Raw genomic sequence first — 26,046 nt, 5'->3', positions numbered from 1 at the left:
GGATATGGAAATTTTAGAAACAATCGGTTTTGATTTGGGGCACGGTGAAACGGCTGTAGCTAAAGCTGTAGTAGAAAGCATCGACCCCCCCCAGATGCTGGAGATTAACAACAAGAAGAACCAAATTACAGCCCTTGGTTGGCATCCTAAACTCGGTTATCTTGTTGGCGAACAAGCATTAATTCAAGCTGGCGTTACCCAACTGACAATTTCATTCAAGCAAAAACCCAACAACGATCCCAAATATCGGGAAACAATCAGCACTTTTGTGGCAACCTACTACCGACTTTTGCAAGAAAGTAAACAACTCGAAGGTGGGGAAGGTAGCTATTTTTACATAGGTTGCCCTTCAGGATGGTCAATTAGCGATCGCACCGAATATCAAAAGCTACTTCAAGAAGCTGGCATTCCCCAACTAAATGTTGTACCCGAATCGCGGGCTGCTTTCATGCAAGCCAAGGAAGCCGGGAAACTGGAGTATGACAAACTTGTTGCATCGGTGCTAATTGTCGATATTGGTTCTTCAACCACAGATTTTACTCTGGTTAAGAGCTTAGAAGAGATACCCATAGATTTCGGGAGTAATACTTTAGGTGCATCTCTAATTGACAAAGCTATTTTTGCCAGGACTCTCGCTAACCACGAGCAAAAAGCATTACTCGAAAAAGTCTTTCAGGAATATCCGCATCACCAAGCTCGTTGTGAACTTGCTTGTCGCAAAGCTAAAGAAGATTACTTTTCTAATGAACAGCTATATACCGATCCTGAATCCTTTGCGCGTGGCTTCGAGTCGATTAACGAACAGATTTATTTTATTCCCCAAGTCAATAAATTGATCATGGAGGAAATTTTAAACCAGCCCTTACCGGAACTGGGGCATCATAGTTGGGTGCGATCGTTTAGCGACTCTTTAACCGAGGCGAAAGAAAAGCTAGAAAAACTTGGAATCGTACCCAAACTTTTGCTGATGACTGGCGGTGCATCTCGGATGAAGTTTACCCACTTACTTTGTCAAGAAATGTTTCCCGAACCAGAAACGCTGCTTCGCCCCGATCCAGAACCGGAACGGTGCATTGCACTGGGATTAGCACGAGTAGGACGATGGGATCTGCGTGCTGCTGCTTTTAAGGAAGAAGTCAACAAACTATTTACCTCGAACAAGCTCAAAGATTTGATTAAGAGGCATATCCCGGAGTTAATCGAATCATTAACTAAACCTTTGACAGATGGCTTAATTGTCAACGCAGTTAAACCTGGTTTAAAAGATTGGCAAAAAAACAAAATACGGACTTTAGCCGATTTGGAAACAGCTTTGATCGGTCGTGCAGAACAATGGCTCAAAAGCGATCGCGCTGTGCAGATCATTAATCATCAATGCGCTTATTGGTTTAGCAATAAAATCCAACCCGATTTAGCTGCACAAACCGATCCAATCTGTCGAAAGTTTCAGATACCTAGAAGCAGCTTAAGGTTTCAGGATAGCATTGACCCAAATTTTGTTAATCCAGAACTCCGAATTGGAGATGCTATTCTGGCTGAGACAGTGGGCTTTATTGTCAATGTAGTAATTGGTGGAGGCACTGTAGCTAGCATCATCACTCTTATATTAACTGGACATTTAACCTGGCCGATTGCACTAGTATATGGGGCTTCGGTGATGGCGGCAGGAATGGAGCTAAATCGCAAGAGTGTTCAAGAAGTAATCAAGACAAATGTGGATGTACCTAGTTGGGTTCGTTCTAGTTTTTTGAGTGATAGAAAAATCGAGGATATGTGTGAGCAAATAAAGCCTGAGTTAGAGAAAGTTCTTCAAGAACAACTAACAGCAGATCAAGAGGCTTTTGATAAACTGATTAGCAAAGTTGAGCAAGGACTTCAAAAAACCCTTTCTACCAAAGTTCAATCTTGCATAATTCTGATCCAATAGTGGTGATACAGCATAATTCAGTATGGGCTAAACCTTAGCTATCCGCTAACAGGAGCCAGAATTCAGAAGTAAAACAGGCTTTATATCTGCCTTTGGGACTTAGCTTATGTACTTCACTAACTTGAAATCTGCTGTATGTGAAATTAGTAAACTTTAGAAAAGAGAGAAAAACCCCATTTAAATTTAGTTATTGAAACGCAACAAGAATAATTATGTTATCTAAATTTTCTGTTTTACAGTGACTAAAATATGTAACCTGCTTAGAAGTCAATGATTCAAACAATAGTTGTATTTCTCATTGTTGGGCTGATTCTTACCGGGATTTTAATCAATCCTGTTCTAGTCAAAAGGCGAAGAAACCGTTTCAAACACCGTCCTTTTCCTCCACTGTGGAATGCAATTATTGAGAATAATCTTCCTATTTATCTGTGTCTCTCTCCCAATGAAATCAGACGACTTCAGGGACATATTCAAGTATTTTTAGCAGAAAAGCAATTTATTGGTTGTAAAGGATTACAGGTAACGGAGGAAATGAAACTGACTCTTGCTGCGATCGCCTGTTTACTTCTATTAAATGAACGTGGGCAATACTTCCCCAGACTTCGTTCAATTCTGGTGTATCCTAACGCTTATTTTGTTCAGGAAACAACTTCCATTGGAAAATATGTTGTTGAGGAAAGGCGTGTAGCAAGACTAGGTGAATCATGGACAAATGACCAAGTAGTATTGTCTTGGGAACAAGTCAAACAAGACATTAATAACTGGAGGGATGGACGTAATGTTGTGCTTCATGAATTTGCCCATCAGTTAGATCAAGAAGATGGTAAAGCTGAAGGAGTTCCGATACTGCAACACAACTCAGACTATGCTATTTGGGCGAAGGTGATGACAGAAGCATATCAGCAACTTTGTAATGATGTTCTACAAGGTGCAAAGACGGTAATGGATAGCTATGGCGCAACGAATCCCGCAGAATTCTTCGCCGTAGCAACTGAGACATTCTTTGAGAAACCACACCAATTGCTGTCTAAGCATCCGGCACTTTATGAGCAACTACAACGTTACTATCAATTAGATCCAGTGCAATGGACGTGAACTAAATAAATAGGCAATAATAAATCATATTATGTCTAGTTAATCAATCTTCCTTCAAAATATTTTACGAATCACGTTAGCGTAGCGGTTTTCATAGCCAAAATCTTCAAAGCTACAGCTTCAGGGACAGGCATCACCGATAAGCGATTTCCTTGTCTCACTAACATTAACTCTTCGGCGCTAAACTCTTCTTTGAGTATTGATAGCAAAATGGGGTTAGAAAAAGTCTCAACGAATTCCACTACAACTGTTTGCCAACGAGGGGATTCGGAACTTGATTTCGGGTCGTAGTATTTACTTTTTGGTTCAAACTGGGTCGGGTCAGCAATATCTTTTTTTACTACACGCATTAACCCAGCAATACCGGGAAGATTAGTGTTGGAATGATAAAAAAAAGCTAAGTCTCCTTCATGCATTTGGCGTAAAAAGTTGCGAGCTTGATAATTGCGAACTCCGTCCCAGATAGTCTCGCTTTGCTGTTGAAGGTCAGCAATACTATAGACTTCTGGTTCTGATTTCATGAGCCAATAATTCATTTACACAAGTTATGGATATACAAAAGTATTTCAATTTTGAGTATGTAAGTTTAGGAGAGGTGATTATTTCAAACTTAAAAGACAACTCTAAGAGGTATTACTTATGTTAGCGACTGCAAGTCGCGGCTACACAGACTTGTGTTGAGCATCTCGACTTACTTCGACTACGCGATAGTTGAATCTCGACTCACTTCGGCGCCGCTCAGTGCAAGTCGCTCGATTACCGCGTAGCGATGCACTGAGCGTAGTCGAAGTGTCGAAACTCAGTACAAGTCGCTCGATGGAGCCGGAGTCGAAATACAAAGCCTACCGTTAGTGTAATCTTTAACAGAGAATTATTGCTATGCTTTTTCAAGCACCTAAGCTATCCATCAAGATTTCTTGATGATTTTAATAATCTCTTATTTATAACCCTCAACTTAATTCGAGGGTTTTTAAGGTTGAAAAATTAATTTTTAATTTTTAATTTTATTGGGATTTAGCTAATTTACTTCAGCTTATAAATGCAGCCTCAATCATCTTCCCACGATTCTTGATTCAATAGGTCGATAATTCTATCTCTGAGTAGAAATTCATTTTTTTCTAACTCAAGTTCAAAATTAACCCAGTCACGATGAGGAATATATTTACAGATGGTATAAATTGGGTGCTGACGGTTAAGAAGTCCCTTTTTAACAAGTTGAAGTGCTTCTTCCTTGATAACCTCAATGTCGTATTTAACGGTAGTATTCATAGGTCGTTCCTTTATTTTCAATCAAGGAATTAAGAATCAAAACAATAGTTGCTTTGTCTCTCCCTTAAACTTATCAAAGAAAATTGGCGAGAATTGTGAAGAATCAAGACATTAACCGTTACTAGAAGTTAGATATCTCAGTAAGATGTTATTCATGGATCTAAGTATACCCTCTCTAGATAGATTCTTGCAGAAAACATCTGGTGAAATTAAATATACATCATTATGAACCCTTGTAGAGAACTAGCAGTGCTAGCTCTGTCTACATTTTCACCAGATATCTGGAGAAAGAAGGCTGGCAAGCTGTATCCAAAATAGCATCTAGATGTTCTCTGGGCGACTTGTCAGAAGGTAGGCTAGGGTAAAGAACATTCTCTAGAAAACTTATATTATGCTCCTGAATCTTGATAAAGTTCGTCAATATTTTCCGGCTCTAGCTGGTGAATGGACTTTTTTTGATAATGCTGGCGGATCACAAACTCTGAAAAAGGTAGTCGATAGAATTAGCGAATTTCTCTTAACTTCTGATGTCCAGTTGGGAGCTTCTTATGGGGTTTCTCAATTGGCTGGAGAACGATTGGCTTTAGCAACTAAGGGAATGGCTACTTTCATTAATGCCAATTCTTATAAAGAAGTGGTCATGGGGCCATCTACTACAATGATGTTGAAAGTTCTTTCAATTTGTCTGGGTCAAACCTTCACACCTGGTGATGAAGTGATTGTTACTAATTGCGACCATGAGGCCAATATTGGTGCTTGGGTAGCTCTTGAAAAACAAGGAATTAAGGTTAAAGTGTGGAAAGTTCGCCCAGATACTTTGGAACTTCATTTAGCAGATTTAGAACCATTAATGAGTCAGCGCACAAAACTGGTAGCCTTGACTCATGCTTCTAATGTCCTGGGAACCATCAACCCGATCAAAGAAATTGCTGCATTCGTACACGATCGCAACGCTATGATTTGTGTAGATGGTGTAGCTTATGCACCCCACAGATTAGTTGATGTCCAAGATTTAGATGTTGATTTTTATACTTTGAGTTTTTATAAAGTCTATGGGTCACATCATGCCTTACTTTATGGCAAAGAAGAACATTTATTAAGATTGCCTGGTCTTAACCATTATTTTATTGACCAGACAGATATACCTTATAAATTTCAATTAGGGAATGTCAATTTTGAATTAAGTTATGGAATGTTAGGTTTATGTGATTATTTAAGTGAATTAGCACAGTTGCACTATGGGAATGAAACTGCACCTGATTTGAGAAATCAAATGGTGCAAGCATTTGATTTAATTAGCATACATGAAGAACATATTAGCGATCGCCTCCTAAATTACCTCAACAGTAAGCCTAATGTGCGAGTAATTGGTCAATCAAAGGCTGACCGCCAAACCCGTGTACCAACTGTATCTTTTGTTGTCGATGGAATAAATAGCTCAACCATTCCGGCAAAAGTTGACCAACATTATATTGGGATTCGCTATGGCGACTTTTATGCTAAACGGCTGATTGAATACTTGGGGTTAGCATCGCAAGGTGGAATAGTCCGGGTAAGTATGGTGCATTACAATACCCTTGAAGAAGTTAACAGTTTGATTGAGGCTTTTGAGCAGATATTTTAAATAATTCGTAATACTCGCCAAAGACGAGTATTACGAATTACGAATTACGAATTACAAAGCTGTAAAACTTGCACTTCTTCTTGTGGCGAAATTAATGTTTGACCCACTGGGAGAACCGCTAAAGCATTGGTTTGAGCTAAATTAATTAAATTGCCGGAACTGTGACTACCACCAGCTTTGTGAAATTCATAAACTCCATCAATTAAATGCAATTTACCCCAAAGGTAAGTTTCACGTTTACCATTCGATCGCAATTCATCATGTGATCGCACTTTCAAAAATGCTGGTTCCCAACCTTCAGTCATTCCTGAAAGTTTCTTGATTGCTGGTAGCACAAATCGCCAAAATGTCACCAACACCGCAGCAGGGTTTCCTGGTAAACCAAAGTATAGTGCTGAATGTGGAGAGACGCGATTAATCGCGTCTGTACTGGGGAAAGTGGCGACAGTAATGGGTTTTCCTGGACTGATTTCCACAGCCCGAATGTGGATTTTTGCTTTTAGTGACTCTAGAATTTTGTCAACATAGTCATAATCTCCCACTGAGACGCCACCAGAAGAGAGAACTATATCAGCGATCGCAACAGCGTGAGTAATAACTTTCTCCAAAGCAACTGGATCGTCTTTTACAATGCCTAAAATTAACGGTTCTGCGCCACTTTGTCTCACCAACGCTGCCAGTGCATACTGATTAGAATCCACAATTTGCCCTGGTTGCAAGGGTTGATCGATTGTTACCAACTCATCACCAGTGGAAAAAATTGCCACACGCGGACGGCGGTAAACAGTTAATTGCGGACACTGTGCTGCTGCCAATACGGCAATTTCTGAGGCATTTAACTTAATTCCTGCTGGTAGTAGTTGTGTTCCAGCTTGATAAAAAGATGCTTTGTGTCTAACAAATTCTTGTGATTTTGGTGCATCCAGGATATACACGCGGTTTTCCTCGCGGCGTGTTTTCTCTTGCATGACTACAGTATCCGCACCTGCTGGGATTACCGCACCTGTGAAAATTCGTGCGGCTTGCCCTGGTTGAATCGTAGACTTGGGCTGATACCCAGCCGGAATTTCCTCAACAATTTCTAAAACGGTTGGTTGTTTGGTGCTGGAGTGCTGTACATCTTCGTAGCGAACTGCGTAGCCATCCATTGCCGAATTATCCCAATGAGGAAAATCTAGCGGACTGGTGACAGGAGTTGCCAAAATGCGACTATCTGCTGTCAATAAATCTACAACTTCTGTATCCCGTTGACGATCCAACGGCTGCACCAAATTTAAAATAATTGCTTGTGCATCGCTGACTGATAACATAGCGATCGCCTCCGACTTTTTTCTTTATCCCTGTAAACTAACACTGACCAATTTTAGATTTTGGATTTTGGATTGATTTCTGCTTGAGGGTAAATCCCAAACTACACACTGTGAGTAAACCGATAATTATGCTTCCTTCGGGGACTTTGGATACCTGAACCGAATTGTTACTTAAATCTAGGATTTGCTTTGTGCCTGCTGCATCTCTATTATTAAAACCAAATTCTTTTGTTAAAACCTCATCACTAAAACCTTCATCTATAAGCGCGAGATTATTATTAAGCCATGTGTCGCCAGGAAGCTCATCATCCTTGCCAACATCAAAGGGGCCAAAGATTTGCTCGGTAGTGCTATCAAAGTTGAATCTCAAAAAGCCGTAGTTAGATACCCCGCCAAGCACTGGAGTGAAACTATTTATCAGATTACTCAAGGGATCAAAAAAGGAAATTGAGAGAGACTGTAAGTTCTTCGTAGTTCCCAAACCAGCTTCAGAAATGATGCTGGGAGCAGTTGTTGCATCGTAGTTAAATGAACCTTTCGCTGAATAACCAGTGTCTCCTTTCCAATTAAAGTTAAACTCAGCAGCATGAGCCAGGTTGTTGGTGGTTATAGCGATCGCTAACACTAAACTAGTAGTTGCCACCATCCTCATAGCTGTTTTAATAAACAGATGTGTCATCGATACAACTTCCAAATTAATTAAAATAGTTCAAGCAAAGATTTTACCTTTTCTTAGTACACATTACCGCGAAAAGGGGTCGGAAATAAAAACTGTAATCCTACTAGACAAGTTTCATTCAAAAAGTGAATTTTGTACCTTATTTATGGTGAGTTATACTAAAAGTAAAGCTTATCTACAAATGAACGATTACGCCCTTGTGCTTTTGCTTGGTAGAGAGCTTGATCAGCTGCTTTGATTAGATCGAGAGTAACCAAATCAGTAACAGGTATTACTGCCGCAATTCCTATACTCAGTGTGATACATTGCTTTACAGGCGATGCAGTATGCGAAATATTCATCTGTTGAATAGCTTCATGAATTTGTTTGGCAACACGGATAGCCCCATTCCTGTCAGAGTCTGGTAAGATGACAGCAAATTCTTCTCCTCCATAACGAGCAACCAAATCTGTAGAACGTTTGACAGTTCGTTTGAGAGTTTGGGCAACAAGGGTTAAACAAGTGTCTCCAGCAGCATGACCATAGGTATCGTTATATTGCTTGAAATAATCAATGTCACATAGGAGTAATGAAAGAAAAGATTTCTTTCGTAAGAGATCGTGCCAGATGTGATTCAGGTTGATATCAAAAACTCGTCGATTGGCAATCTGAGTTAATTGATCGACCATAGCGAGATTTTCTAACTGCTGATTGGCAAGCTGTAACTGTTGACAAAGTTGTGATTGCTGGATGGCAATTGCTACTTGTGTTGCTAATTGCTTAAGTAGTTCACTTTCCCAAAGTTGCCACTCACGAGGAGCGCGGCAATGATGTGCAATTAACAAACCCCAAAGACCATCGCCTTGTAAAATTGGTACAACCAGCTTGGCTCTGACTTGCAACTGTTCCAATAACTCTAGATGACAAGCAGTTAATCCGCCGATGTAGATGTCTGGAGTAACCTTGATCGTACCCTGTTGATAGGACTGTCCCTGTGTCTCGACAAAATAGGTGTCTGTAATTTCCATATTCAGGATTGACTTCCAGCCTTCTGCCACAGACTCTGTGATGACGGTACCACTCCAATTGCTATTCAGGCGGTAAATAATCACGCGATCGGTTTGCAGAAAATGTCGCACATCGGCAACGGTTGTATTCAAAATTTCATCTAAATCTAACGACTGGCGGATGTGTTGAGCGATCGCAAAAACCATACGTTCTCGTTCTGCCTGGTTTTGCAGTGCAAGTTCAATCTGTTTCCGTGCTGTGATATCTGTAAATGAGGCAACCACTGCATAGGGTTTTAATTCATTGAGTCGAAACAATGGTTGAGAATTAATAGAAATCCAAGTTAAGCTGCCATCAGGTTTATGAACTCCCATAACAACATTAAATTGTGGTTGTCCGGTGTGTAAAGTAACGATGGCGGGATGGTTTTCTCCTGGAAAAGGAGTACCATCTTCATGAATGGCTCTCCATCGCGGATCGATAGAAGTTCGCCCCATCATTTGCTCAGTATTTAGCCCCAAAATTTTTTCTGCTCTTTCGTTACAAGCAGTAATGCATCCATCAGCTTGTTGCAGTACGATACCTTCTGCCATTGCTGTAATGACAGAACGATAACGTTCTTCGCTTTCTCTGAGTGCGATTTCTGTACGTAAGCGATCGCTGATGTCTTCAAAAATATATAACCTGCCAAAGTACCGATCTTGAATATCCCGAATCTGGCTGGAGAAACGCCGAATCGTGCGGCCATCTACAAATAAAATTTCATCCTCAACTATGGAACGATTCTCCTCAGACTGTAACGGTTTACAGGATTCAGCAAATGCTGTTAAATCTGCAATTAAAGGTAGACAATCGGGAATTATGTCATTGTTTTTCAACTCGCCAATTTGCATCTGGGTTTTCAAATGCTTAATACCCCAAATTTCACAGAAGCGATCGTTAAAATAAAGAATTTTATCTGTACGATTGTCAACAACATAGAATCCCAACAAAGAAGTATCTGTCATGGAGCGCAGCAAAGCTTGCTGCCAGCGCAACTCGTCTTCCACACGCTGGCGTTCTTTGATAGCAGATTGTTGAAGGGCGATTCCCAGTTGTGTTGCTACCAGTTGTAGAAATTCAATTTCTAAACAACTCCATTGGCGAGGACTACTGCACTGATGAGTAATTAGTAAACCCCACAACTGAGGAGATGAGGTAGAATTTCCAGACAGTTTCTGATTATTTACTAAAATTGGTACTACTAAATTGGCTCGAATCTGTAACTTGGTTAATAGCTGTTTGTAACAGGGAGCGAGTGGTTTAGTATCAATATCTTCAATCACACCTATTCGTCCCTGTTGATATTGCTTTACCCATTGGGCATTAAAGCAAGGATCGTAAATTAATTGTCCCTGAATTGGCATCCATTCTGGGTTGACAGATTCTTCAACGACTACTCCATCTCCATTAGGTAAGAAGCGATAAATAATAGTGCGATCGCTATCTAAAGTTGTCCTAACTTCGGTGACGACTACCTTGAGAATTTCCACCAATTCAAATGACTGATGTATTCGCACAGTCAGCTTTCTAATTTGATGAATAATTTGCTCTAAACTAATTTCATTACCCGATACACGATTGAAGAACATGGCAGTATTAATCAAATAGGAGTCAGAATACAAAATTTAGAAGTGGTGAATACTCTACCATCAAAGGATAAAGTTTTAAGGTGAGACTATATTAATTTTTTTCGCCCACTATTCCACTCGCTTTTAATCAATATTCGTCACCCACTCTTACAGAATTTATATTGAATTCTGACTGGAGCTAACGGAAACGTCTCCGGCTCCGCTTCTGATATCTCAATTATTCAGATGAAAGTATTAACATACAATACTAGTAAATAAGTTTGTAATTATAAAAAAATATTTAAAATTACTTATTTAACTAATTATCTAATTTCAATATACCCAAAGAATAAATTAAGCATGAACAAAATTTTTAAGATTTGCAGTAACTTCACAATATGGCGTTTGCGAATCGATTGAAATCACCTAAAAAATAGATATAAAATCTTTTTTGAAGGATTCAAACATTTTTTATATTTAGAGAACGTCTCAGAAATATTACCAATATTACTATATGATTCGTAGACTATTTATGAAAAATTTAAGTATTTTTATGAGGTATATTATCAAAGTATAATACACCAATATCTAAGAAAAACACGTAGTTTTTTGCGCTCATCCACCTTATATTTATTTCCAAAACAAAATATTAGTCTTATAGTATTAATTGCAATTTGGCACTCTTCTCTAAGGATACATTACGCTTGGCGGCTTATCTGCGAGACTCTAAACACGGTTGTGGATCGATAATTTTCATAACTAAAATAAGATTGCTAGCTATATATAAAACTTAAGCTTTGACAGAAAATACCAAATATTTGAATATGGATTTCAGGCATTAAACCTTGATTTTTCTATACTTTTTAGGCAGGACTATTTATCAAAGGATAATCGCTCAAAGGCTGAAAATACGTATTTTCGTTGATTTACAAGATAATAAATTTGTATAGTGCGTAAGTCCTAATATATTAAAAACAGGAGCGATCGCTACTTCCCAACCCCTAAATAAAATACTTATTTTGTATGACTATCGAACGACTTCCCCAAAAACACTATCCCAAAGCTGAGATTGGGCGGCGAGGTATGGCATTGGGACTTGATTTCCTTGGTGTCTGGTTAGTCAGTTCCCTACTGGGAGGCAGCGATATCGGGATTCAATTTCTTGAAATCTTAGTTTTTGTCATACTTTGGCTGTTTTTGCGGGTAGTGGTGGTATACAACAATCAAGGGCAAAGTTTAGGGCGTTGGGCGTTCGATTTAAAGGTGTTGGAAGTCGAAGATGGGGAAGTAGTGGGCAGAATTCCCGATTTGCTTTCACTAGTGAAGCGAGAGGCGATTATTGGCTTGGGTGCTTTGTTAGTGTCAATTGCCCTGAGCAATATTAGAGCCAATCCCACTGCTATACTGCTAGTAATTCCCCTAGCAATTGATTGCGGGACAGCCTTCTCTGATACCCAGATGCGGCAGGCTTTACACGATCGCTATTGTGGAACTTTCATCGTTTCGTCGCGTCGTGGCTACTCGCTCGATATAAAAGTTAAAAGATTAGTTGAAAATATACGGCGGAATGTGAGAAGATAGTCATTTGTGTTAATTCTCTTCAGGCTTCACTGTTTGTAAGATTATGGCTAAGAGTAAAGGTGCCCGCATTATTATCACACTAGAGTGTACTGAGTGCCGGACAAATCCAGATAAGCGTTCTGCTGGTGTTAACCGTTATACCAGTACCAAGAATCGCCGCAACACCACCAACAGGCTAGAACTGAAAAAGTTCTGCACCCACTGCAATAAACATACCGTTCACAAGGAAATTAAGTAGAGATGAGTTATTTCCGTCGTCGCCTTTCTCCGATCAAGCCAGGAGAACCAATCGATTATAAAGATGTTGATTTACTGCGTAAGTTTGTCACCGAGCGGGGAAAGATACTGCCACGTCGGATTACCGGGCTTACGTCTCAGCAACAGCGAGAGTTGACATTAGCAATTAAACGTTCGCGGATTGTGGCTTTGTTGCCATTTATCAATGCGGAAGGCTAAAACAGTTTTGGATTTGGAATTTTAGATTTTGGATTATTTAAAGAGAATGTCCAAAATCTGAAATCTGAATCAGAGAGTGTAAAATAGATTGCTGCATGAAAAACCCTTGGACTTAGGATTTAATAGCTGTCGGTTATAATATCCCTTTGGGTTCAGCAGTCGCTCATGGGGGAAACCCCCAAGACCGCGCTGCTTCACCAAAATCTAAGTTGCGCTTCCAGCGCACCAAAGGTGCGACCAAAATCTAAAATCTAAAATTATTAGAGTGCGAGAGTTGTGGAGAAGGGGACGCTAGTTGAATTTAGGGTTCAAGGCGATCGCCGTCTGGGCATCGTAGAACGTCCAGACGGTAAAACCCGCTGGTTTGTCGTAGACGATCGTGGTCAATCCCACAGCCTCGCGCCTAGACAAATAACCTATACAGTTACCAAAGAGACTTACAAGCCCTCTGAGATTGCCAATTTTCTCGAGCAGGTCAAGCCTTATTTAGACCCATCTAGTTTAGAAGTGGCTTGGGAATTATTGGTTGAAGATGGGGAAACAGTTACCCCAGACCAAATGGCGAATCTGCTATTTTCAGAATCAGCCGCGCCTGCTTGTTACGCCGCCTATTGCTTGTTATCAGACGACAAACTTTATTTCAAGCAAAAAGGAGACGCTTACGAGCCGAGAACTGCTGCTCAAGTGGCAGAACGCAAGCACCAACTGGAAGTAGAGGCACTAAAAGCTAAAGGACAGCAGGAATTTTTAGCTCGTGTAGAGCAGGCGCTCAAAGGTGAAGCAGTAGAGTGGCAGCGCCACGATCGCCAACGCTTAGAAGGACTAGAAAAATACGCGGCGCTAATAGCTGACACGGTGCGGACGGGGGTTAACTATGACTCCTTGGCTCGCGCTTATCCGCCCAGCGCTCCAGTATTAGAAACTATGACCATGCTGGGACGACCTACAACACCCCAAGGAGCCTTTCAACTATTAGTTGATTTGGGTTGCTGGAGTCCTAATGAAAACTTGTTCCTGCGGCGTTCTTCAATTCCGATCCAATTTCCTCATAAGGTATTAGAAGTGGCGCAACAGCGTTTGGATTTCCCGCCGATTGACTCAGATACAAACCGCCTTGATCTGACTCACCTGAAGGTTTACACCATTGATGATGAAACTACCACAGAGATCGACGATGGTCTAAGTTGGGAAGTACTACCCGATGGACGGGAACGCCTGTGGGTGCATATCGCCGATCCTACTAGATGGTTAGTGCCGGAAGATGAATTAGATTTGGAAGCCAGAAAGCGCGGTAGTACAGTTTATTTACCGACGGGAATGATTCCCATGTTTCCAGAGGTATTGGCAACTGGGCCAATGAGTCTGATCCAGGGAAAGGTTTGTTGTGCTCTCAGTTTCGGGATTATTTTAGGGACAACTGGGGGAGTAGAAGATTACAGCATTCACACCAGCTTAATTAAGCCGACTTATCGCCTCACCTACGAAGATGTAGATGAAATGCTGCAATTACGGGTACAAGCAGAACCAGAAATTGCGGCGATCGCAACTTGGGCACAAAAACGCAAAGCTTGGCGTTACGCTCAAGGGGCAATTAGCATCACTATGCCGGAAGCGACGATCAAAGTCAAAGGCGAGGAGATCCACATTGATATTTTGGACGATTCCCCATCGCGGCAACTGGTAGCAGAAATGATGATTGTTGCCGGTGAAGTTGCGGCTCGTTATGGTAAAACTCATAACATACCTTTGCCCTTTCGCGGTCAACCGCAACCAGAATTACCTCCAGATGAGGAATTGCTGCTACTTCCAGCCGGATTCGTTCGCGCTTGCGCCATGCGTCGTTGTATGCCCAAGAGTGAAATGAGCATTACGCCTTTGCGCCATGCTGGTTTGGGCTTGGATACTTACACCCAAGCAACTTCTCCCATCCGCCGCTACAGTGACTTACTCACCCACTTTCAAATTAAAGCTCATTTGCGGGGTGAAGTTCTGCCATTTTCCGCAGATCAACTTAAAGAAGTGATGATGACTGTCACCAGCATCACCCAAGAGGTGACAATGGTGGAACGACAAACTAATAGATATTATGCACTAGAGTATTTACGCCGTCATCCAGAGGAAACTTGGGATGTGACAGTGTTGATGTGGTTGCGAGAAGACAGCAACTTAGCCCTAATTTTGTTAGAAGATTTGGGCTTACAGTTGCCAATGGCTTTCAAACGTTCTGTGAAGTTGGGCGAACAAATAGTCGTGAAAGTTAGCCACGCCGATCCCCAAAAAGATATGATCCAGTTTCAAGAAATAATTTATCAGGAAGCCCAAACAGCCGCGAATTAACTAATTTGTCATTTGTCATTTGTCATTTGTCATTAGTAATAATCGCTACAGGTTAGTATTATCAATTACGAATTATTTTAGCCTTGCTCCAATTGCTTTCGGTTACTATATAGAGTAAATGGAATGAGGTAATAGTTGTGAATGTATCTTTGACCCCAGAACTGGAGCAGTTGGTTAAGGATAAGGTTAATAGTGGTCGATACCACTCAGTGAGTGAGGTGATGGGCGAAGCATTGAGATTGCTAGATGAACGCGCTCGCGTTCAAGAACAACGTCTAGCAGAATTGAAAGCTAAAATCCAAGAAGGTCTTGAAGCATCAGAGCGTGGTGAAGTAATTGATGGTGAAGAGGTATTTGCAGAAATTGAAGAAGATATCCGACGTGCTGAAGCTCAAATGCAACAAGCTGAGGCCGCTAAATAATGAGTCGGTATGTTTTAACAATTCCAGCCAAGCAAGACTTCAAAGAGATTAATCGCTATATTATCCGCTACAATCCTGATGCGGCTTGAAGACTCAACAAAAAAATTAAACAGCAGTGTAAACTGTTGGCTGATTTTCCTAATATAGGGCAAAGTTGCGATAATTTTGCCAGTGGTTTACGGAGTTTTCCAGTAGAAGATTATTTAATATTTTATCGTTCCATTGATGGCGGTGTGGAAGTTGTACGTATTGTCAGTGGTTATCGAGATTTAGAGATAGTTTTCTTAAGTGAGGATATCCCTTAATATTGCATTTGATGTAAGCGATCGCTATCTCTAGCCAATATGTCAGGAAATAATCACAAAGTAATTATTTTTGATACCACCATGCGTGATGGAGAATTGACGCCTGGTGTAAAGATGAATTTGCAACAAAAAATTGCTATCTCCCAATTACTCGAAGAAATGGGAGTAGATATTATTGAAGTTGGTTATCCAGCAATTTCTCAAAAAGATTTTGATGAAGTCTTTCATATTTCTAAAATAATTAAAAATTCTATTATTTGTGGGCTAGCTAGTTCTAATCCTAATGAAATAATCACTCTTGCTGAAGCAATTAAACCAGCAATTAGAGGTAGAATTCACACTTATACTCCGGTAAATATTAAAAATCAATCTAAATTAAGCACAGAAGAAGTATTAGCAACAATCAAAAAAAGTGTTTCTCTAGCACGCAATTACTGTGATGATGTAGAATGGAGCGCTTTTGATGCCCCCAGAAGTGAGCCAGGTTTTTTGTGTAAATCTATTGAAACTGCAATCAATAGTGGTGCTACTACTGTTAGTATTCCTGATAGCTTAGGTTTGGCATCGCCAGAAGAGTTTTCACAACTTCTGCAAATGATTTTTAATCAAGTATCCAATATTGATGAAGCTGTTGTTTCAGTACACTGCCATGATGATTTGGGTATGGCGGTAGATAATTCACTCATTGCTTTAAGTTGTGGTGTGAGGCAAATTGAATGTGCAATTAATGGTTTGGGTGCGAGGAAAGGTAACGCAGATTTCAGTAAAGTTGTGATAGAGGTTTTAAAAGAGGAGACTTATCAACTTGAAATTAACACTTCGTTAATCAGTAAAGCAGCAGAGCTAATTTTTGAAATAACTGGGATTGCAAAAGCAAAATAGTTTTTATAGGGTGTGTTACACCAAAGGCTAACGCACACTTTATAACTATCATACTTTGAATAGCATACTGGTTTTAATAACGGCTAATAAGTAATTTTTTCACTTTTACCTATTAACCGTTACTACATTTAACTAACTACTGCTTCAGCTTTTTCCTTAACTAGCACATAAGGTTTTTCTGCACCTTGTGCCAAATACTCAGCTAGCTGACTTTCAATTTGATCGCGCACAATTTGGCGATACTCTAGAAAATGCTCATTGTGGGCACAAACGGCGATGTAATGTTCAATAACTCCAGGGTTACGTTTGAGAATGCTAAATAAATGATGCCAGAATTTCCAACGGGTTTCCCGTTTGATTCCTTGTCGCCAAATCACAATCAGCAACGCTTTTATAACTACCCACTCTGGCATTTTCGCTGGCGCTTTCCAACTCGGCAAGCCCATCATCAAGAAGCAGCGATAGGTACGATCCAAATATTGTACTGGGTCGTATAAAGTACAGAATGCCTCAATATATTCTCTGGCTAGTTCTTCCAGGGGACGGGTAGGCAGGAAGTTCATCAATGTTGTTTGGTTGATGTTGCCATCTTGATTTTCCCGGAGTCGTCCTTCCTTTTTCAGGCGATGCCAAAGTGCAGTATTAGGTAACGCTTGCAACATGGCAAAGGTGGTTGAGGGAATTGCTGCTTGTTCTGCAAAGCGGACAATGCGATCGCCTGCACCTGCTTTTTCGCCATCAAACCCGATAATAAACCCAGCCATTGGGCGCAATCCCGCTTTAGTAATAGTTTGCACTGCCTCAGTTAGAGAACTGCGAGTATTTTGAAACTTCTTAGTCATTTGCAAACTATCCTCATCCGGTGTTTCGATTCCCAAAAACACCGCCGAGAAACCGCACTCAACCATCAACTCCAACATTTCTGGATCTTGTGCCAAGTCAACTGAAGCTTCCGTGTCAAATCGGAAGGGATACTTATGTTCTGCCATCCAGACTTTTAACTCTTTCAGCAACAATTTTACATTTCGCTTGTTGCCAATAAAGTTGTCATCCACCATGAACACACCCCGCCGCCAACCCAGTTCATAGAGATAATCTAATTCTGCTAAAAGTTGGGCTGGGGTTTTGGTGCGCGGTTTGCGCCCGTAGAGAACAATAATGTCGCAAAATTCGCACTGGAAGGGACACCCGCGCGAAAACTGCACTGACATCATGTCATAAGCATTCAATTCTAATAAATCAAAGCGAGGTATTGGTGTGCTTGTCACATCAGGTTTTTCTGTGGCGCGGAAAGTGCCAGATGTGTCTCCTCTTTTTATTGCCTCAATAAACATGGGCAGCGTGATTTCCCCTTCATCCAGAATCAGAAAATCTGCGCCAACATTCTCAACTTCATGAGGTACAGAGGTGGGGTAAGGGCCGCCAACTGCGACTAACTTGCCACGTTTTTTAGCTTCCTGGATTTGTTCAAGTAAATCTTGTTTCTGGACAATCATCGCAGAGAGGATTACCACATCTGCCCATGCCCACTCTGCTTCTGTTGCTGGGCGGATGTTGCGATCTACCAGCTTAAATTCCCATTCTTGGGGCAAAATCGCCGCTACTGTTACTAAACCCAGAGGTGGTAATAAAACCTTGCGATCGACTAACTCTAGGATTTTCTCATAAGACCAAAAGGTTTTGGGAAATATTGGATACACTAACAAGATTCGCATGTAGTATCAATCCTCACACTTTGATTGTTATCCCACTCTAACGAAAATAAAGAGTTATTGACTTTTTATTAAAACCCGTTTCCAGATAGAACCAAGAAATGTAAATCATTGCACCTCTGCCGCAAGTCAAAAGGCACAGCCTTTTATACTGGGAACGAGACAAAGAATTATTGACTATTTATCAGCCCGTTCAACGCCACTAATTTTTAAAACATCAGTCATGGTTGCACAATAATTTGGCAAGCCGAAACTATCAGGATTAATGAATTTTTCGTATGTAAAATGCCGATAGTTCATGCAAAATCTATCCCAAGCAGCCATCCGAATGCGAAACAGAACAATAATCAAATTAGCTAATGCTATGGATATGGGAATGCGAAAGTAAATCTTTTTGCCCAGATAAGCACAAACCTGTTTTACTGCTTGATTAGCAGTTAACGGTGCTTGACCTAAAACAAGCCGACGTGGCTGATTATCTTTAGCAGGACGATCAATCAAATATCGCACTACAGTTGCAATATCTTGTGCGTGGATAAAGTGAAAACTACCATCTGCTTTCAAAAAGCGAATCAAATTAATATATTTGGTAACTTCTGTAATACCAGATGTCACAGCAGAATAGGGTTTATTCGCATCACCACCCAATACTACAGTCGGAAAAACTGTGGTAATTTTGGGTGCGATCGCTAATTTGTCTTTTTTCTCTAAGCACTCATGTTTAGAACGGATATAATCTGTTCCAATTTCCCCGGCTTCTTTTAATGGTTGATTGTAGCGATCCAAAACGCTAGCTGTTGAAAAATAAATTACCTGTTGGCAACGTTCTGGATCTAACAGTTCCAGTAACTCTATAGTCTTGACGACATTAATATCAAATGTTTGCTCGCCACCCCAAGCTGTGGCTGTAAGTACGGCTGTATCAATTGTGTATAGCAAATCAGCAAACTGGCGAATATTTTGCATATCACCTTGCAAAACGTTGATACCTGAACGAGCCTTGGTATCAATTTGCAGTTTGCTTGGGTTCCTAACTAGTAGATACAGTTCGTGATCTGTTTCCTTAATTAAGGCTTCTGTTAAATAATGACCTACACAACCACTTGCACCAGTCACTAAAATCCGCTTCTGGCTCATAAAGAATTTATAAAACGTTAGGAGTTAAAACCAAAGAACTAATAATAAAGTTAAAAGTTCCGAATCGCAACTGATAACTCTGGAAATTTTAGATTTTGAATTTTGGATTTTAGATTGCAGGAAAAATCTAAAATCTAAAATCTAAAATCTAAAATTGTATGACTCCTAACCCTTAACTCCTGCAAGATTCAATTCCTTAGCTGTTTCAAAGAAGAAAGCGACATTTTCTTCTGGAGTTTCTGGTAAGACACCGTGACCGAGATTGAGAATATGACCCCAATTACCAGCTTTGCGAACGGTATCGAGAATGCGATCGCGGATAAACTGTTTAGAGCCGAATAACACGCCTGGGTCAAGATTTCCTTGCACTTTCATTTGTTTACCCAATCTGGCTCTTGCGTCTGCCATATCCACTGCCCAGTCTACAGTGACAATATCAGCCCCAGATTGTCCCATTCTTTCCAACACACCTGCACTACCGCTAACTAACAAAATCAAAGGTGTATCGGGGTGGGTTTGCTTAACTTGCTGGAAAACTCTCTGCTGATAGGGGAGAGCAAAGGTGTCATAATCTTGAGGACTCAATTGACCCGCCCAAGAATCGAACATTTGCACAACTTGAGCGCCACAGTCAATTTGGTAGCGGGCATAGATGGCGATCGCATCTGCTAATTTAGCTAACAGTTTATGCAATATCGTCGGATCGGAAAATGCCATGTTTTTGATGATGGAGTAGGTTTTAGAACCTTTTCCTTCAACTGCATAAGCTGCTAACGTCCACGGCGCACCCACAAAGCCCAAAACCGTTGATTTATCGCCTACTTCCGAACGCAGCGCTTGCAAAATTGTCTTGATAAATGGTAGAGCTGCTTCTGGTTCTAAAGGATGCAGAGCATCGATTTGTTCTTGAGTGCGGAGGGGCGAGTGAATGATTGGCCCTTTACCTTCGGCGATATCCATGTCAATGCCCAAACCAGGTAAGGGGGTGACAATATCAGAAAATAAAATTACTCCATCTGGTTGGAAAGCTTTCCACGGTTGCAAGGAAACTTCGATTGCTACATCTGGAATTTCGGAGCGATCGCGAAACGAAGGATACTTTTCTCTTAAGTCTCGATATGCTTTCATATATCGTCCCGCTTGTCGCATCATCCATACAGGGGGACGATCTACTACTTCACCACGAGCAGCCCGTAAGAGATGAGGAGTCGTTGAATAAACACCCATTTATTACTTCATCCTATTTATGCCACTGTTTAGCTTATCATTCTGGGATTACGCTTTTCCAGCAGGTTTTCAGGAAAAGGTGAATAGCAGGGCATAATAGTAATATTTTATAATATTTTGATTATTGGATTATAGTATTAATGCCAGCAAGCGCTACAATTTATTGTTTTTTTGGCTAGTACCACGTAGCAATACACCTCTGACTTCTGCATCAAGGGAACGTATGAGGAAAACTGCATAACAAAATGTGTCTCTACGCATGGCATAGAGACACATCCTTAAGGTTTTGGAACAGGTAACTGGATAAATTTATCCTTTCACTATCGCTTTCTGTTGTGAGCGTTTGAAGAGCGACATCATACCACAAGCACCTATTGCTACCACACCTAACATCGCACTAGGTTCAGGAACGCTGGCTAGTCTATAGGCGTGGTTATCTGTTTCAAAGGCAACACCATTTGAGCGCATCACAACTCGGTCAAATGTTTCTCCTGTATCAGCTACAAGATTGATAAACATATTAGCTTGAGAGCTAGTCCAACTACCATTAGCTATAGCAGTTGGCACATCTGCACCACTAAAAGTCTTTAACAACTGATTGCCTTTGTAAATGTCAACAAAGTTGTAATCATCTAATGAACCTGCATAAAAACCGAAGTAATTAACAGCTTGTTTGAAGTTAATATTGACAAAACCACTGTCGCCTGCGACATTACTACCTACGGGAGCAATTGTGAGAAATTTGGTGTTATCTCCATAAGGTGAGGCGTATTGACCAGATACGCTACCTTGAACGATGTTACTAGTAATATTAGAGTAAGTAACAAATCCATTAGGATCATTTGCTGTACCATCGTCAAAGGTAACAGTTTTGGCATCAGCGTAGCTAGAAAACGGGCCACTATTGACTTGCAGAGTTATGGCACTAGCCGGATTCGCACTCATGACTACAGCAGTCATTCCGAGTAAAGCTAAGGAGATTTTTTGCAGCATTCTAGTAATAAACCTTGAAGAACACAAAGATAATTAAGACTGAACTTTTATTGAAACCTAGCTATGAAAAACTGGTTTCATTACTCCAACAAATTAGAAGAAAACCACAAAGATTATTAGGTCTTTATATATGGCTGTTGTTGGGTAAAACAAGCTCAAAAATGTAAATTTTTCTTGATGCTTTGTAATCCTATTTTGATTTTTATAACTCGCAAAAGATACGGTGTATATACTAAAATATCTTTAAAGATTAAGTGAAGGCTCTTGTGCAATTGTAGTGGGCAGGACAAGCCCATCTAAATTACTTTTGATCGCAACCAAGGTTAAGAACCAACATATTGTTTGGTTTAGTTTCCCAGACTCAAAGAGATGCCTACGATGGACTACCCTTAAATCTTTAGCAAAAAGAATAGGTTAATTAAATTTTATTGAGAATAGGCTGTTCTTATTGACATAAGATTCTCGCCTTGAGGAAGTGGCAAGTGGGGAGTGGCGAGTGGGGAATGGAAAATAGGGACTGGTGATTGAGAAATAGGGTAAAACAAGAATCAATATTTAATTGAAGATTGAGCATTGGGCATTAGTTAATTCTCCCTCTGTTCCCCTATCTTTGCGATCTCCCTATTCTCTCACTCCCCTAACTTCTTATGCAAACTGACTCTAACAGTCCCGATCATCTTGCATCTGCTAATAACGAGCCTAATCTAGGAAAGTTTTTGATTCCGCGATCGCAGCGACAGAGGTTCTTTATTCAGTTTACCTTAATGACGCTCATCGGATGGGTTGTCGGTGGTGTTGCCAGTATCGCCTTAGAGAAAATTATTCTCTACAGTCTCTTACCTAGCGCTGCTACTCAACCACAAACATGGAGCATTTTGGTCAGAAGTCTCAGTAATGTTGTATTTGCAATGATTTTTGCTGCTGACCAAAGCCTTGTTCTTTATCGGTATTTACCAGGTTGGCAGTGGTTATTTGCTACTAGTATTGGTTGGCTGATTGCCAACGGCGTTTCTACAGCCTGGATTAACTACATTTCAACCATTGCCTCATCATCTTCTGAAGATACTTTTATTTTGGGATTTTTGTCTGCGATCGCTTATATTATTTCTGGTATTTGGCTGGGTATGTGCCAATGGCTAGTATTGAGGCGATATACAGCTAGCGTTTGGTGGTGGAATTTTCTGCCTTCAATCTCTTTTTTATTAATCACTATTTTAGTTTGGTTGCTTTTTCTGGTGCAAAATTTGATTCCAGAAACAAACCGTAACTTTATATTGTATTGGAGTGGACAAGGATTTACAGCAATAATTTTGGGGATTATACCAGCAATCGGCTTGTGTACCTTGAAAAGAAATTCACATCGCCAAAGTGGAATTTCTGGTTGATCGTAATTCAGCATCGGTTTTGAAACCTAGTTTTTGCAAGGCTAAGTAATACCAATTGGAAAAAAGAATGCGACAAATAGACCATTTGTAGAGACGCGATGAATCGCGTCTTTACCCAAGGATGTGTTGCAATCATTAATTGAATTGGTATAATTAACGTGAGTTCGATGAACCTCTCCCACAGTGAAAGGGAGGAGCAACGAGAAATTAGGGTCTTGGCTCCCCTCTGGGTGTCCAAGAGGGATTGGGGGAGAGGTCAAAAAAGGCTTGTCGAACTCACGTTATAATTAGACGCGATTAAACCGAACTATGTAAAGTTTTGTATAGGGAAAGATACTCATGTTAAAGGGGAAAGGTTTTTCCCTTTTCCCCTTACCCTTTACCCTTCTTAATATAGTTACATTTATTTCCGGCGGCTTACTTAAGTAAAAAGGAAGCCTTATTAGATTTCATCTAGATTGTAGGGAATCCCAAATTGAATCAAGGTTTGCTTGAGCTTGTTTGAGTGCTGTTTCTGGAGACGCACCTAGCATCGTGGCTTCGATGGCTCGACCTAAACTGTCAGACAAGCGACTATAGCCAGGAATGATTGGTCGAGAACCTGATACAGGCATTTGGTCAATAAAGACTTTCAAGACAGGTTTTTGCTGGAGAAATTCTTGATAAGCCTGACTTTGGACAGATTTGAGGTTAACTGGTAAAAAACCCGTTCCAATACTCCATTCTGTTTGGAATTCTTCACTTAAAACATACTCTAAAAATTTGAGTGCGGCTTGCTCTCTTTCTGGGGTAGTCTTCATCAAATACATGTTTCCAGTAGCTGTCACTGTAGCAGGTTTTACACTTGCAGGTATGGGGAATACTTCAAAGTCAACATTGGACTTCATTATATAAGTCCAAGGGCCTGTAATCTGCATAGCAACACGACCTGCGATAAAAGCGTCTTCTTCATAACCTCGCTCTGGAGGAGAAAGGGTTGCAGAACCATCTTTTAATAGGTCTTGCCAAAATTGTAAGGCTGCGATCGCACCTGGATTCGTCAAATTCGGATGGTTATTGGTAACAACTTCTCCGCCAGCGCTCAATAAAAAGGGGAACCAACTAAAGACAGTCCAATCTCCCTTCCCTAAAGGCAGTAAAATTCCGTACTGTTCGGGTCGATTGTCGCCATTCCGGTCTATGGTTAATTTTTTAGCAACTTCCTTCAGTTTTTCCCAAGTCTTAGGAGTTTGCGTAATTCCCGCCGCTTGGAAAAGTTTTGGTCGGTAAAAAATCCCTAAATTGGCACTATAAAGTGGGATTGACCAAAGATGATCGTCTAATTTTAATTCCTCCAATAGGTTGGGGCTAATTTCTGACTTCAGTGGTAATTTGTCTAGCCATGTTTCTAAAGGTTGAATTGCCCCTAGTTCCATAAACTGACCTGTCAATTGAGGATAGAATGACAGAATATCTGGGGGCGCATTGCCCACAACTGCTGTTAATATTTTTGGCAATTGGGGTTGACCTATAAATATAGATTCCACCTTAACATCAGCATGAGTTTGATTAAATTTATCTACTAGTTTGTTAAACACATCCCGATTAGCAGGGGGATTGATTGATTGCCATAGACTCAAATTAATTACTCTGTCATTCTTCTGAACTGTCCCCTGACAACCATATAAAAATATTAAAAATATACTTAGAATAATTCCCATCACTGAAAGCCGCAAAGCAGAATTGGTCAGCTGGCGGAAAAATTTCTGAAATTGCGATTGGAAAAGCATAATTTTCATGCCAATTTTTAGATTTATTAGGCATTTCTCACTTCACCCTTCTTAAACCACACCCTCGTATAGTCAATTCGATGAAAATTAAATTGCTCTATTTTCAAAGGTTCAAAACCATGTAAGGCTTTTTGACAACCATTGCAATGACCGTAGTCATCCATCTGAATAATTTCATTTAGAACAACACTCTCATAAAGGGTTATTGAAGTTATCCATATTTATTTTATCTCTGAGTTCATTAACACTTTATAGTTAAGAGTATCTACTTGATGTTAAATTTTATATAAAAATTATTTATATTTTTGCATCAGAGTTCAAATAGAATTTGATAACAGAGGTGCAGGAATATAACCTCCAGTAACTCAGGTAATTTTCATGATAAATTTTTTCTATTTTAGAAAATATTGCTCAAACACACTACATTTTGCCTCAATCTTTACGAATGATAATAAGTTAAGCAGGTAGACATTTATTGTATAATATATCTATTTACATTTTGACACAATTTTTATGGGAAACTCTACCAGGGCTTCTTTTTTAAGCAGCTTTTTAGAAAATTCATTTCACTTCAAGCATCATCTACAAGGTTTTTTACATTTAGAACCAGAAACCGTAGAGACAAAGTTAGCAGCAGCACAAGAAGAAATAAAAAACTTAGGACACAAAGATTTTAATTGGCAAGAAGCAAGTGCTTTCTATCGTGATAAAGTAGGAGAACTTTACTTATTTGAATTGGGGGCTTGGCATCTGTCAAGTCATGAGTATATTGGAGATATGTTACGGTTGATTGCAGATTATGCTCAAGGCCGAGTTTTAGATTTTGGTGGTGGAATAGGAACTCATGCCCTTGGCGCTGCTCTTTGTTCACAAGTTGAGCAAGTAATCTATTATGATATTAATCCGATCAATCGTGATTTTGTTCAGTATCGAGCTGAGAAACTGGGACTGGATAAAAAAATAGTTTTTGCTCTTGAAATGCCTACAAAAGAGAAATTTGATACGATTTTGTGTTTTGATGTTTTAGAACATCTGTCAGATCCTAGCCAGCAATTATTAGAATTTTATCAATGTTTGAACTCTGAAGGTAAAATGATAGTTAATTGGCATTTCTTTAAAGGTTTTAATCAAGAATTTCCTTTTCATTTAGATGATCATAAAGTAGTAGAAACATTTTTCCATACACTTCAGAGTCACTTCTTAGAGGTTTTTCACCCTTACCTGATTACAACTCGCTGCTACCGTAAGCTAAGTTGAATTTAATTTCATGTATTTTGGGTGGAGGTACAGCGAAACCCAATAATTACGTTGTTTAGGTGAAAAAATGCTCTTGATGAAA

The 26,046-nt window shown here is 40.0% G+C and carries 21 protein-coding genes and 1 pseudogene; 12 read left to right on the top strand and 10 right to left on the bottom strand.

The genetic code is table 11. The features are described 5' to 3' along the window. The first annotated feature begins 4 nt into the window (after positions 1-4). Complete coding sequence (locus RMX98_RS17745; protein ID WP_322678061.1) at positions 5-1,927, top strand: Hsp70 family protein; 1,923 nt, start codon at positions 5-7, stop codon at positions 1,925-1,927. Positions 1,928-2,197: 270 nt separating this feature from the next. Beyond that, positions 2,198-3,022 carry a M90 family metallopeptidase gene (locus tag RMX98_RS17740; RefSeq protein WP_322678062.1) on the top strand — a complete coding sequence of 275 codons (825 nt, stop codon included), beginning with the start codon at positions 2,198-2,200 and terminating at the stop codon, positions 3,020-3,022. Between the two features lie 71 nt (positions 3,023-3,093). Here the strand turns inward: RMX98_RS17740 and RMX98_RS17735 are convergent, their stop codons facing one another. Together RMX98_RS17735 and RMX98_RS17730 are read right to left on the bottom strand one after the other, a co-directional pair. After that, positions 3,094-3,558, bottom strand: coding sequence for an EVE domain-containing protein (locus tag RMX98_RS17735; protein ID WP_409881327.1), 465 nt, complete (start codon positions 3,556-3,558; stop codon positions 3,094-3,096). A gap of 511 nt (positions 3,559-4,069) precedes the next feature. Next, entirely contained in the window at positions 4,070-4,291 is a 222-nt protein-coding gene (locus RMX98_RS17730) for a DUF4327 family protein (protein WP_322678064.1), read from the bottom strand. Positions 4,292-4,682: 391 nt separating this feature from the next. Between RMX98_RS17730 and RMX98_RS17725 the strand changes: the two genes are divergently transcribed. Beyond that, positions 4,683-5,915 (top strand): cysteine desulfurase-like protein, encoded by a 1,233-nt coding sequence (locus RMX98_RS17725; RefSeq protein ID WP_322678065.1) that lies wholly within the window; start codon positions 4,683-4,685, stop codon positions 5,913-5,915. Positions 5,916-5,959: 44 nt separating this feature from the next. Here RMX98_RS17725 and glp read toward each other — a convergent pair whose 3' ends face one another. The 3 genes from glp to RMX98_RS17710 form a co-directional block, all read right to left on the bottom strand. After that, complete coding sequence (gene glp, locus RMX98_RS17720; protein WP_322678066.1) at positions 5,960-7,225, bottom strand: gephyrin-like molybdotransferase Glp; 1,266 nt, start codon at positions 7,223-7,225, stop codon at positions 5,960-5,962. A 37-nt stretch (positions 7,226-7,262) separates the two neighbouring features. Further along, the gene (locus tag RMX98_RS17715) at positions 7,263-7,904 is read right to left on the bottom strand and encodes a PEP-CTERM sorting domain-containing protein (RefSeq protein ID WP_322678067.1); all 642 of its coding nucleotides are present in this window, start codon (positions 7,902-7,904) and stop codon (positions 7,263-7,265) included. 158 nt (positions 7,905-8,062) lie between these two features. Then, a complete protein-coding gene (locus RMX98_RS17710; protein ID WP_322678068.1) occupies positions 8,063-10,522 on the bottom strand; it encodes a diguanylate cyclase domain-containing protein in 2,460 nt (819 codons plus the stop codon). Between the two features lie 1,002 nt (positions 10,523-11,524). Between RMX98_RS17710 and RMX98_RS17705 the strand changes: the two genes are divergently transcribed. The 7 genes and pseudogenes from RMX98_RS17705 to RMX98_RS17675 all read left to right on the top strand — a co-directional run bounded on the left by RMX98_RS17705 (position 11,525) and on the right by RMX98_RS17675 (position 16,484). Then, positions 11,525-12,082 carry an RDD family protein gene (locus RMX98_RS17705; protein ID WP_322678069.1) on the top strand — a complete coding sequence of 186 codons (558 nt, stop codon included), beginning with the start codon at positions 11,525-11,527 and terminating at the stop codon, positions 12,080-12,082. Positions 12,083-12,125: 43 nt separating this feature from the next. Further along, positions 12,126-12,320 carry a 50S ribosomal protein L33 gene (gene rpmG / locus RMX98_RS17700; protein ID WP_069069844.1) on the top strand — a complete coding sequence of 65 codons (195 nt, stop codon included), beginning with the start codon at positions 12,126-12,128 and terminating at the stop codon, positions 12,318-12,320. A gap of 2 nt (positions 12,321-12,322) precedes the next feature. Beyond that, positions 12,323-12,538: a 30S ribosomal protein S18 gene (rpsR, locus tag RMX98_RS17695; protein WP_012411240.1), complete on the top strand. Its 216-nt coding sequence runs from the start codon at positions 12,323-12,325 to the stop codon at positions 12,536-12,538. Between the two features lie 276 nt (positions 12,539-12,814). Next, positions 12,815-14,875 carry a ribonuclease R family protein gene (locus tag RMX98_RS17690; protein WP_322678070.1) on the top strand — a complete coding sequence of 687 codons (2,061 nt, stop codon included), beginning with the start codon at positions 12,815-12,817 and terminating at the stop codon, positions 14,873-14,875. A 137-nt stretch (positions 14,876-15,012) separates the two neighbouring features. Beyond that, entirely contained in the window at positions 15,013-15,297 is a 285-nt protein-coding gene (locus RMX98_RS17685; RefSeq protein ID WP_322678071.1) for a type II toxin-antitoxin system ParD family antitoxin, read from the top strand. A gap of 101 nt (positions 15,298-15,398) precedes the next feature. Further along, positions 15,399-15,602 (top strand): annotated as a pseudogene (locus RMX98_RS17680) (type II toxin-antitoxin system RelE/ParE family toxin); the annotation flags it as partial. A 39-nt stretch (positions 15,603-15,641) separates the two neighbouring features. Continuing rightward, complete coding sequence (locus tag RMX98_RS17675) at positions 15,642-16,484, top strand: 2-isopropylmalate synthase (RefSeq protein WP_322678072.1); 843 nt, start codon at positions 15,642-15,644, stop codon at positions 16,482-16,484. Between the two features lie 128 nt (positions 16,485-16,612). Here the strand turns inward: RMX98_RS17675 and RMX98_RS17670 are convergent, their stop codons facing one another. The 4 genes from RMX98_RS17670 to RMX98_RS17655 form a co-directional block, all read right to left on the bottom strand. Next, positions 16,613-18,199, bottom strand: coding sequence for a B12-binding domain-containing radical SAM protein (locus RMX98_RS17670; protein WP_322678073.1), 1,587 nt, complete (start codon positions 18,197-18,199; stop codon positions 16,613-16,615). 174 nt (positions 18,200-18,373) lie between these two features. Next, a complete protein-coding gene (locus RMX98_RS17665) occupies positions 18,374-19,333 on the bottom strand; it encodes an NAD(P)-dependent oxidoreductase (RefSeq protein ID WP_322678074.1) in 960 nt (319 codons plus the stop codon). Between the two features lie 165 nt (positions 19,334-19,498). Continuing rightward, positions 19,499-20,560, bottom strand: a complete 1,062-nt coding sequence (hemE, locus tag RMX98_RS17660; protein WP_322678075.1) for a uroporphyrinogen decarboxylase — start codon at positions 20,558-20,560, stop codon at positions 19,499-19,501. Between the two features lie 309 nt (positions 20,561-20,869). Continuing rightward, positions 20,870-21,553, bottom strand: a complete 684-nt coding sequence (locus RMX98_RS17655; protein ID WP_322678076.1) for a PEP-CTERM sorting domain-containing protein — start codon at positions 21,551-21,553, stop codon at positions 20,870-20,872. Between the two features lie 647 nt (positions 21,554-22,200). On the opposite strand from RMX98_RS17655, the gene RMX98_RS17650 reads away from it, so the two are divergent. Beyond that, the gene (locus RMX98_RS17650) at positions 22,201-22,938 is read left to right on the top strand and encodes a hypothetical protein (protein ID WP_322678077.1); all 738 of its coding nucleotides are present in this window, start codon (positions 22,201-22,203) and stop codon (positions 22,936-22,938) included. Positions 22,939-23,387: 449 nt separating this feature from the next. Here the strand turns inward: RMX98_RS17650 and RMX98_RS17645 are convergent, their stop codons facing one another. Further along, the gene (locus tag RMX98_RS17645) at positions 23,388-24,716 is read right to left on the bottom strand and encodes an ABC transporter substrate-binding protein (protein ID WP_322678078.1); all 1,329 of its coding nucleotides are present in this window, start codon (positions 24,714-24,716) and stop codon (positions 23,388-23,390) included. A 504-nt stretch (positions 24,717-25,220) separates the two neighbouring features. Here RMX98_RS17645 and RMX98_RS17640 point away from each other — a divergent pair. Next, positions 25,221-25,964, top strand: a complete 744-nt coding sequence (locus RMX98_RS17640) for a class I SAM-dependent methyltransferase (RefSeq protein WP_322678079.1) — start codon at positions 25,221-25,223, stop codon at positions 25,962-25,964. Positions 25,965-26,046 lie beyond the last annotated feature (82 nt).

The organism is Nostoc sp. DedQUE02, from assembly GCF_034531035.1.
Taxonomy (GTDB): Bacteria; Cyanobacteriota; Cyanobacteriia; order Cyanobacteriales; family Nostocaceae; genus Nostoc.
Note: the sequence above shows the minus strand (reverse complement) of the source record. Positions and strands in the feature narration are given on the sequence as shown.

What these genes read in the sequence shown, in the direction of transcription:
- RMX98_RS17745 (WP_322678061.1), top strand. Translation starts at nt 5, where the DNA reads ATGGAAATTTTAGAAACAATCGGTTTTGATTTGGGGCACGGTGAAACG.
- RMX98_RS17740 (WP_322678062.1), top strand. Translation starts at nt 2,198, where the DNA reads ATGATTCAAACAATAGTTGTATTTCTCATTGTTGGGCTGATTCTTACC.
- RMX98_RS17735 (WP_409881327.1), bottom strand. Translation starts at nt 3,558, where the DNA reads ATGAATTATTGGCTCATGAAATCAGAACCAGAAGTCTATAGTATTGCT.
- RMX98_RS17730 (WP_322678064.1), bottom strand. Translation starts at nt 4,291, where the DNA reads ATGAATACTACCGTTAAATACGACATTGAGGTTATCAAGGAAGAAGCA.
- RMX98_RS17725 (WP_322678065.1), top strand. Translation starts at nt 4,683, where the DNA reads ATGCTCCTGAATCTTGATAAAGTTCGTCAATATTTTCCGGCTCTAGCT.
- glp (WP_322678066.1), bottom strand. Translation starts at nt 7,225, where the DNA reads ATGTTATCAGTCAGCGATGCACAAGCAATTATTTTAAATTTGGTGCAG.
- RMX98_RS17715 (WP_322678067.1), bottom strand. Translation starts at nt 7,904, where the DNA reads ATGACACATCTGTTTATTAAAACAGCTATGAGGATGGTGGCAACTACT.
- RMX98_RS17710 (WP_322678068.1), bottom strand. Translation starts at nt 10,522, where the DNA reads ATGTTCTTCAATCGTGTATCGGGTAATGAAATTAGTTTAGAGCAAATT.
- RMX98_RS17705 (WP_322678069.1), top strand. Translation starts at nt 11,525, where the DNA reads ATGACTATCGAACGACTTCCCCAAAAACACTATCCCAAAGCTGAGATT.
- rpmG (WP_069069844.1), top strand. Translation starts at nt 12,126, where the DNA reads ATGGCTAAGAGTAAAGGTGCCCGCATTATTATCACACTAGAGTGTACT.
- rpsR (WP_012411240.1), top strand. Translation starts at nt 12,323, where the DNA reads ATGAGTTATTTCCGTCGTCGCCTTTCTCCGATCAAGCCAGGAGAACCA.
- RMX98_RS17675 (WP_322678072.1), top strand. Translation starts at nt 15,642, where the DNA reads ATGTCAGGAAATAATCACAAAGTAATTATTTTTGATACCACCATGCGT.
- RMX98_RS17670 (WP_322678073.1), bottom strand. Translation starts at nt 18,199, where the DNA reads ATGCGAATCTTGTTAGTGTATCCAATATTTCCCAAAACCTTTTGGTCT.
- RMX98_RS17665 (WP_322678074.1), bottom strand. Translation starts at nt 19,333, where the DNA reads ATGAGCCAGAAGCGGATTTTAGTGACTGGTGCAAGTGGTTGTGTAGGT.
- hemE (WP_322678075.1), bottom strand. Translation starts at nt 20,560, where the DNA reads ATGGGTGTTTATTCAACGACTCCTCATCTCTTACGGGCTGCTCGTGGT.
- RMX98_RS17655 (WP_322678076.1), bottom strand. Translation starts at nt 21,553, where the DNA reads ATGCTGCAAAAAATCTCCTTAGCTTTACTCGGAATGACTGCTGTAGTC.
- RMX98_RS17650 (WP_322678077.1), top strand. Translation starts at nt 22,201, where the DNA reads ATGCAAACTGACTCTAACAGTCCCGATCATCTTGCATCTGCTAATAAC.
- RMX98_RS17645 (WP_322678078.1), bottom strand. Translation starts at nt 24,716, where the DNA reads ATGAAAATTATGCTTTTCCAATCGCAATTTCAGAAATTTTTCCGCCAG.
- RMX98_RS17640 (WP_322678079.1), top strand. Translation starts at nt 25,221, where the DNA reads ATGGGAAACTCTACCAGGGCTTCTTTTTTAAGCAGCTTTTTAGAAAAT.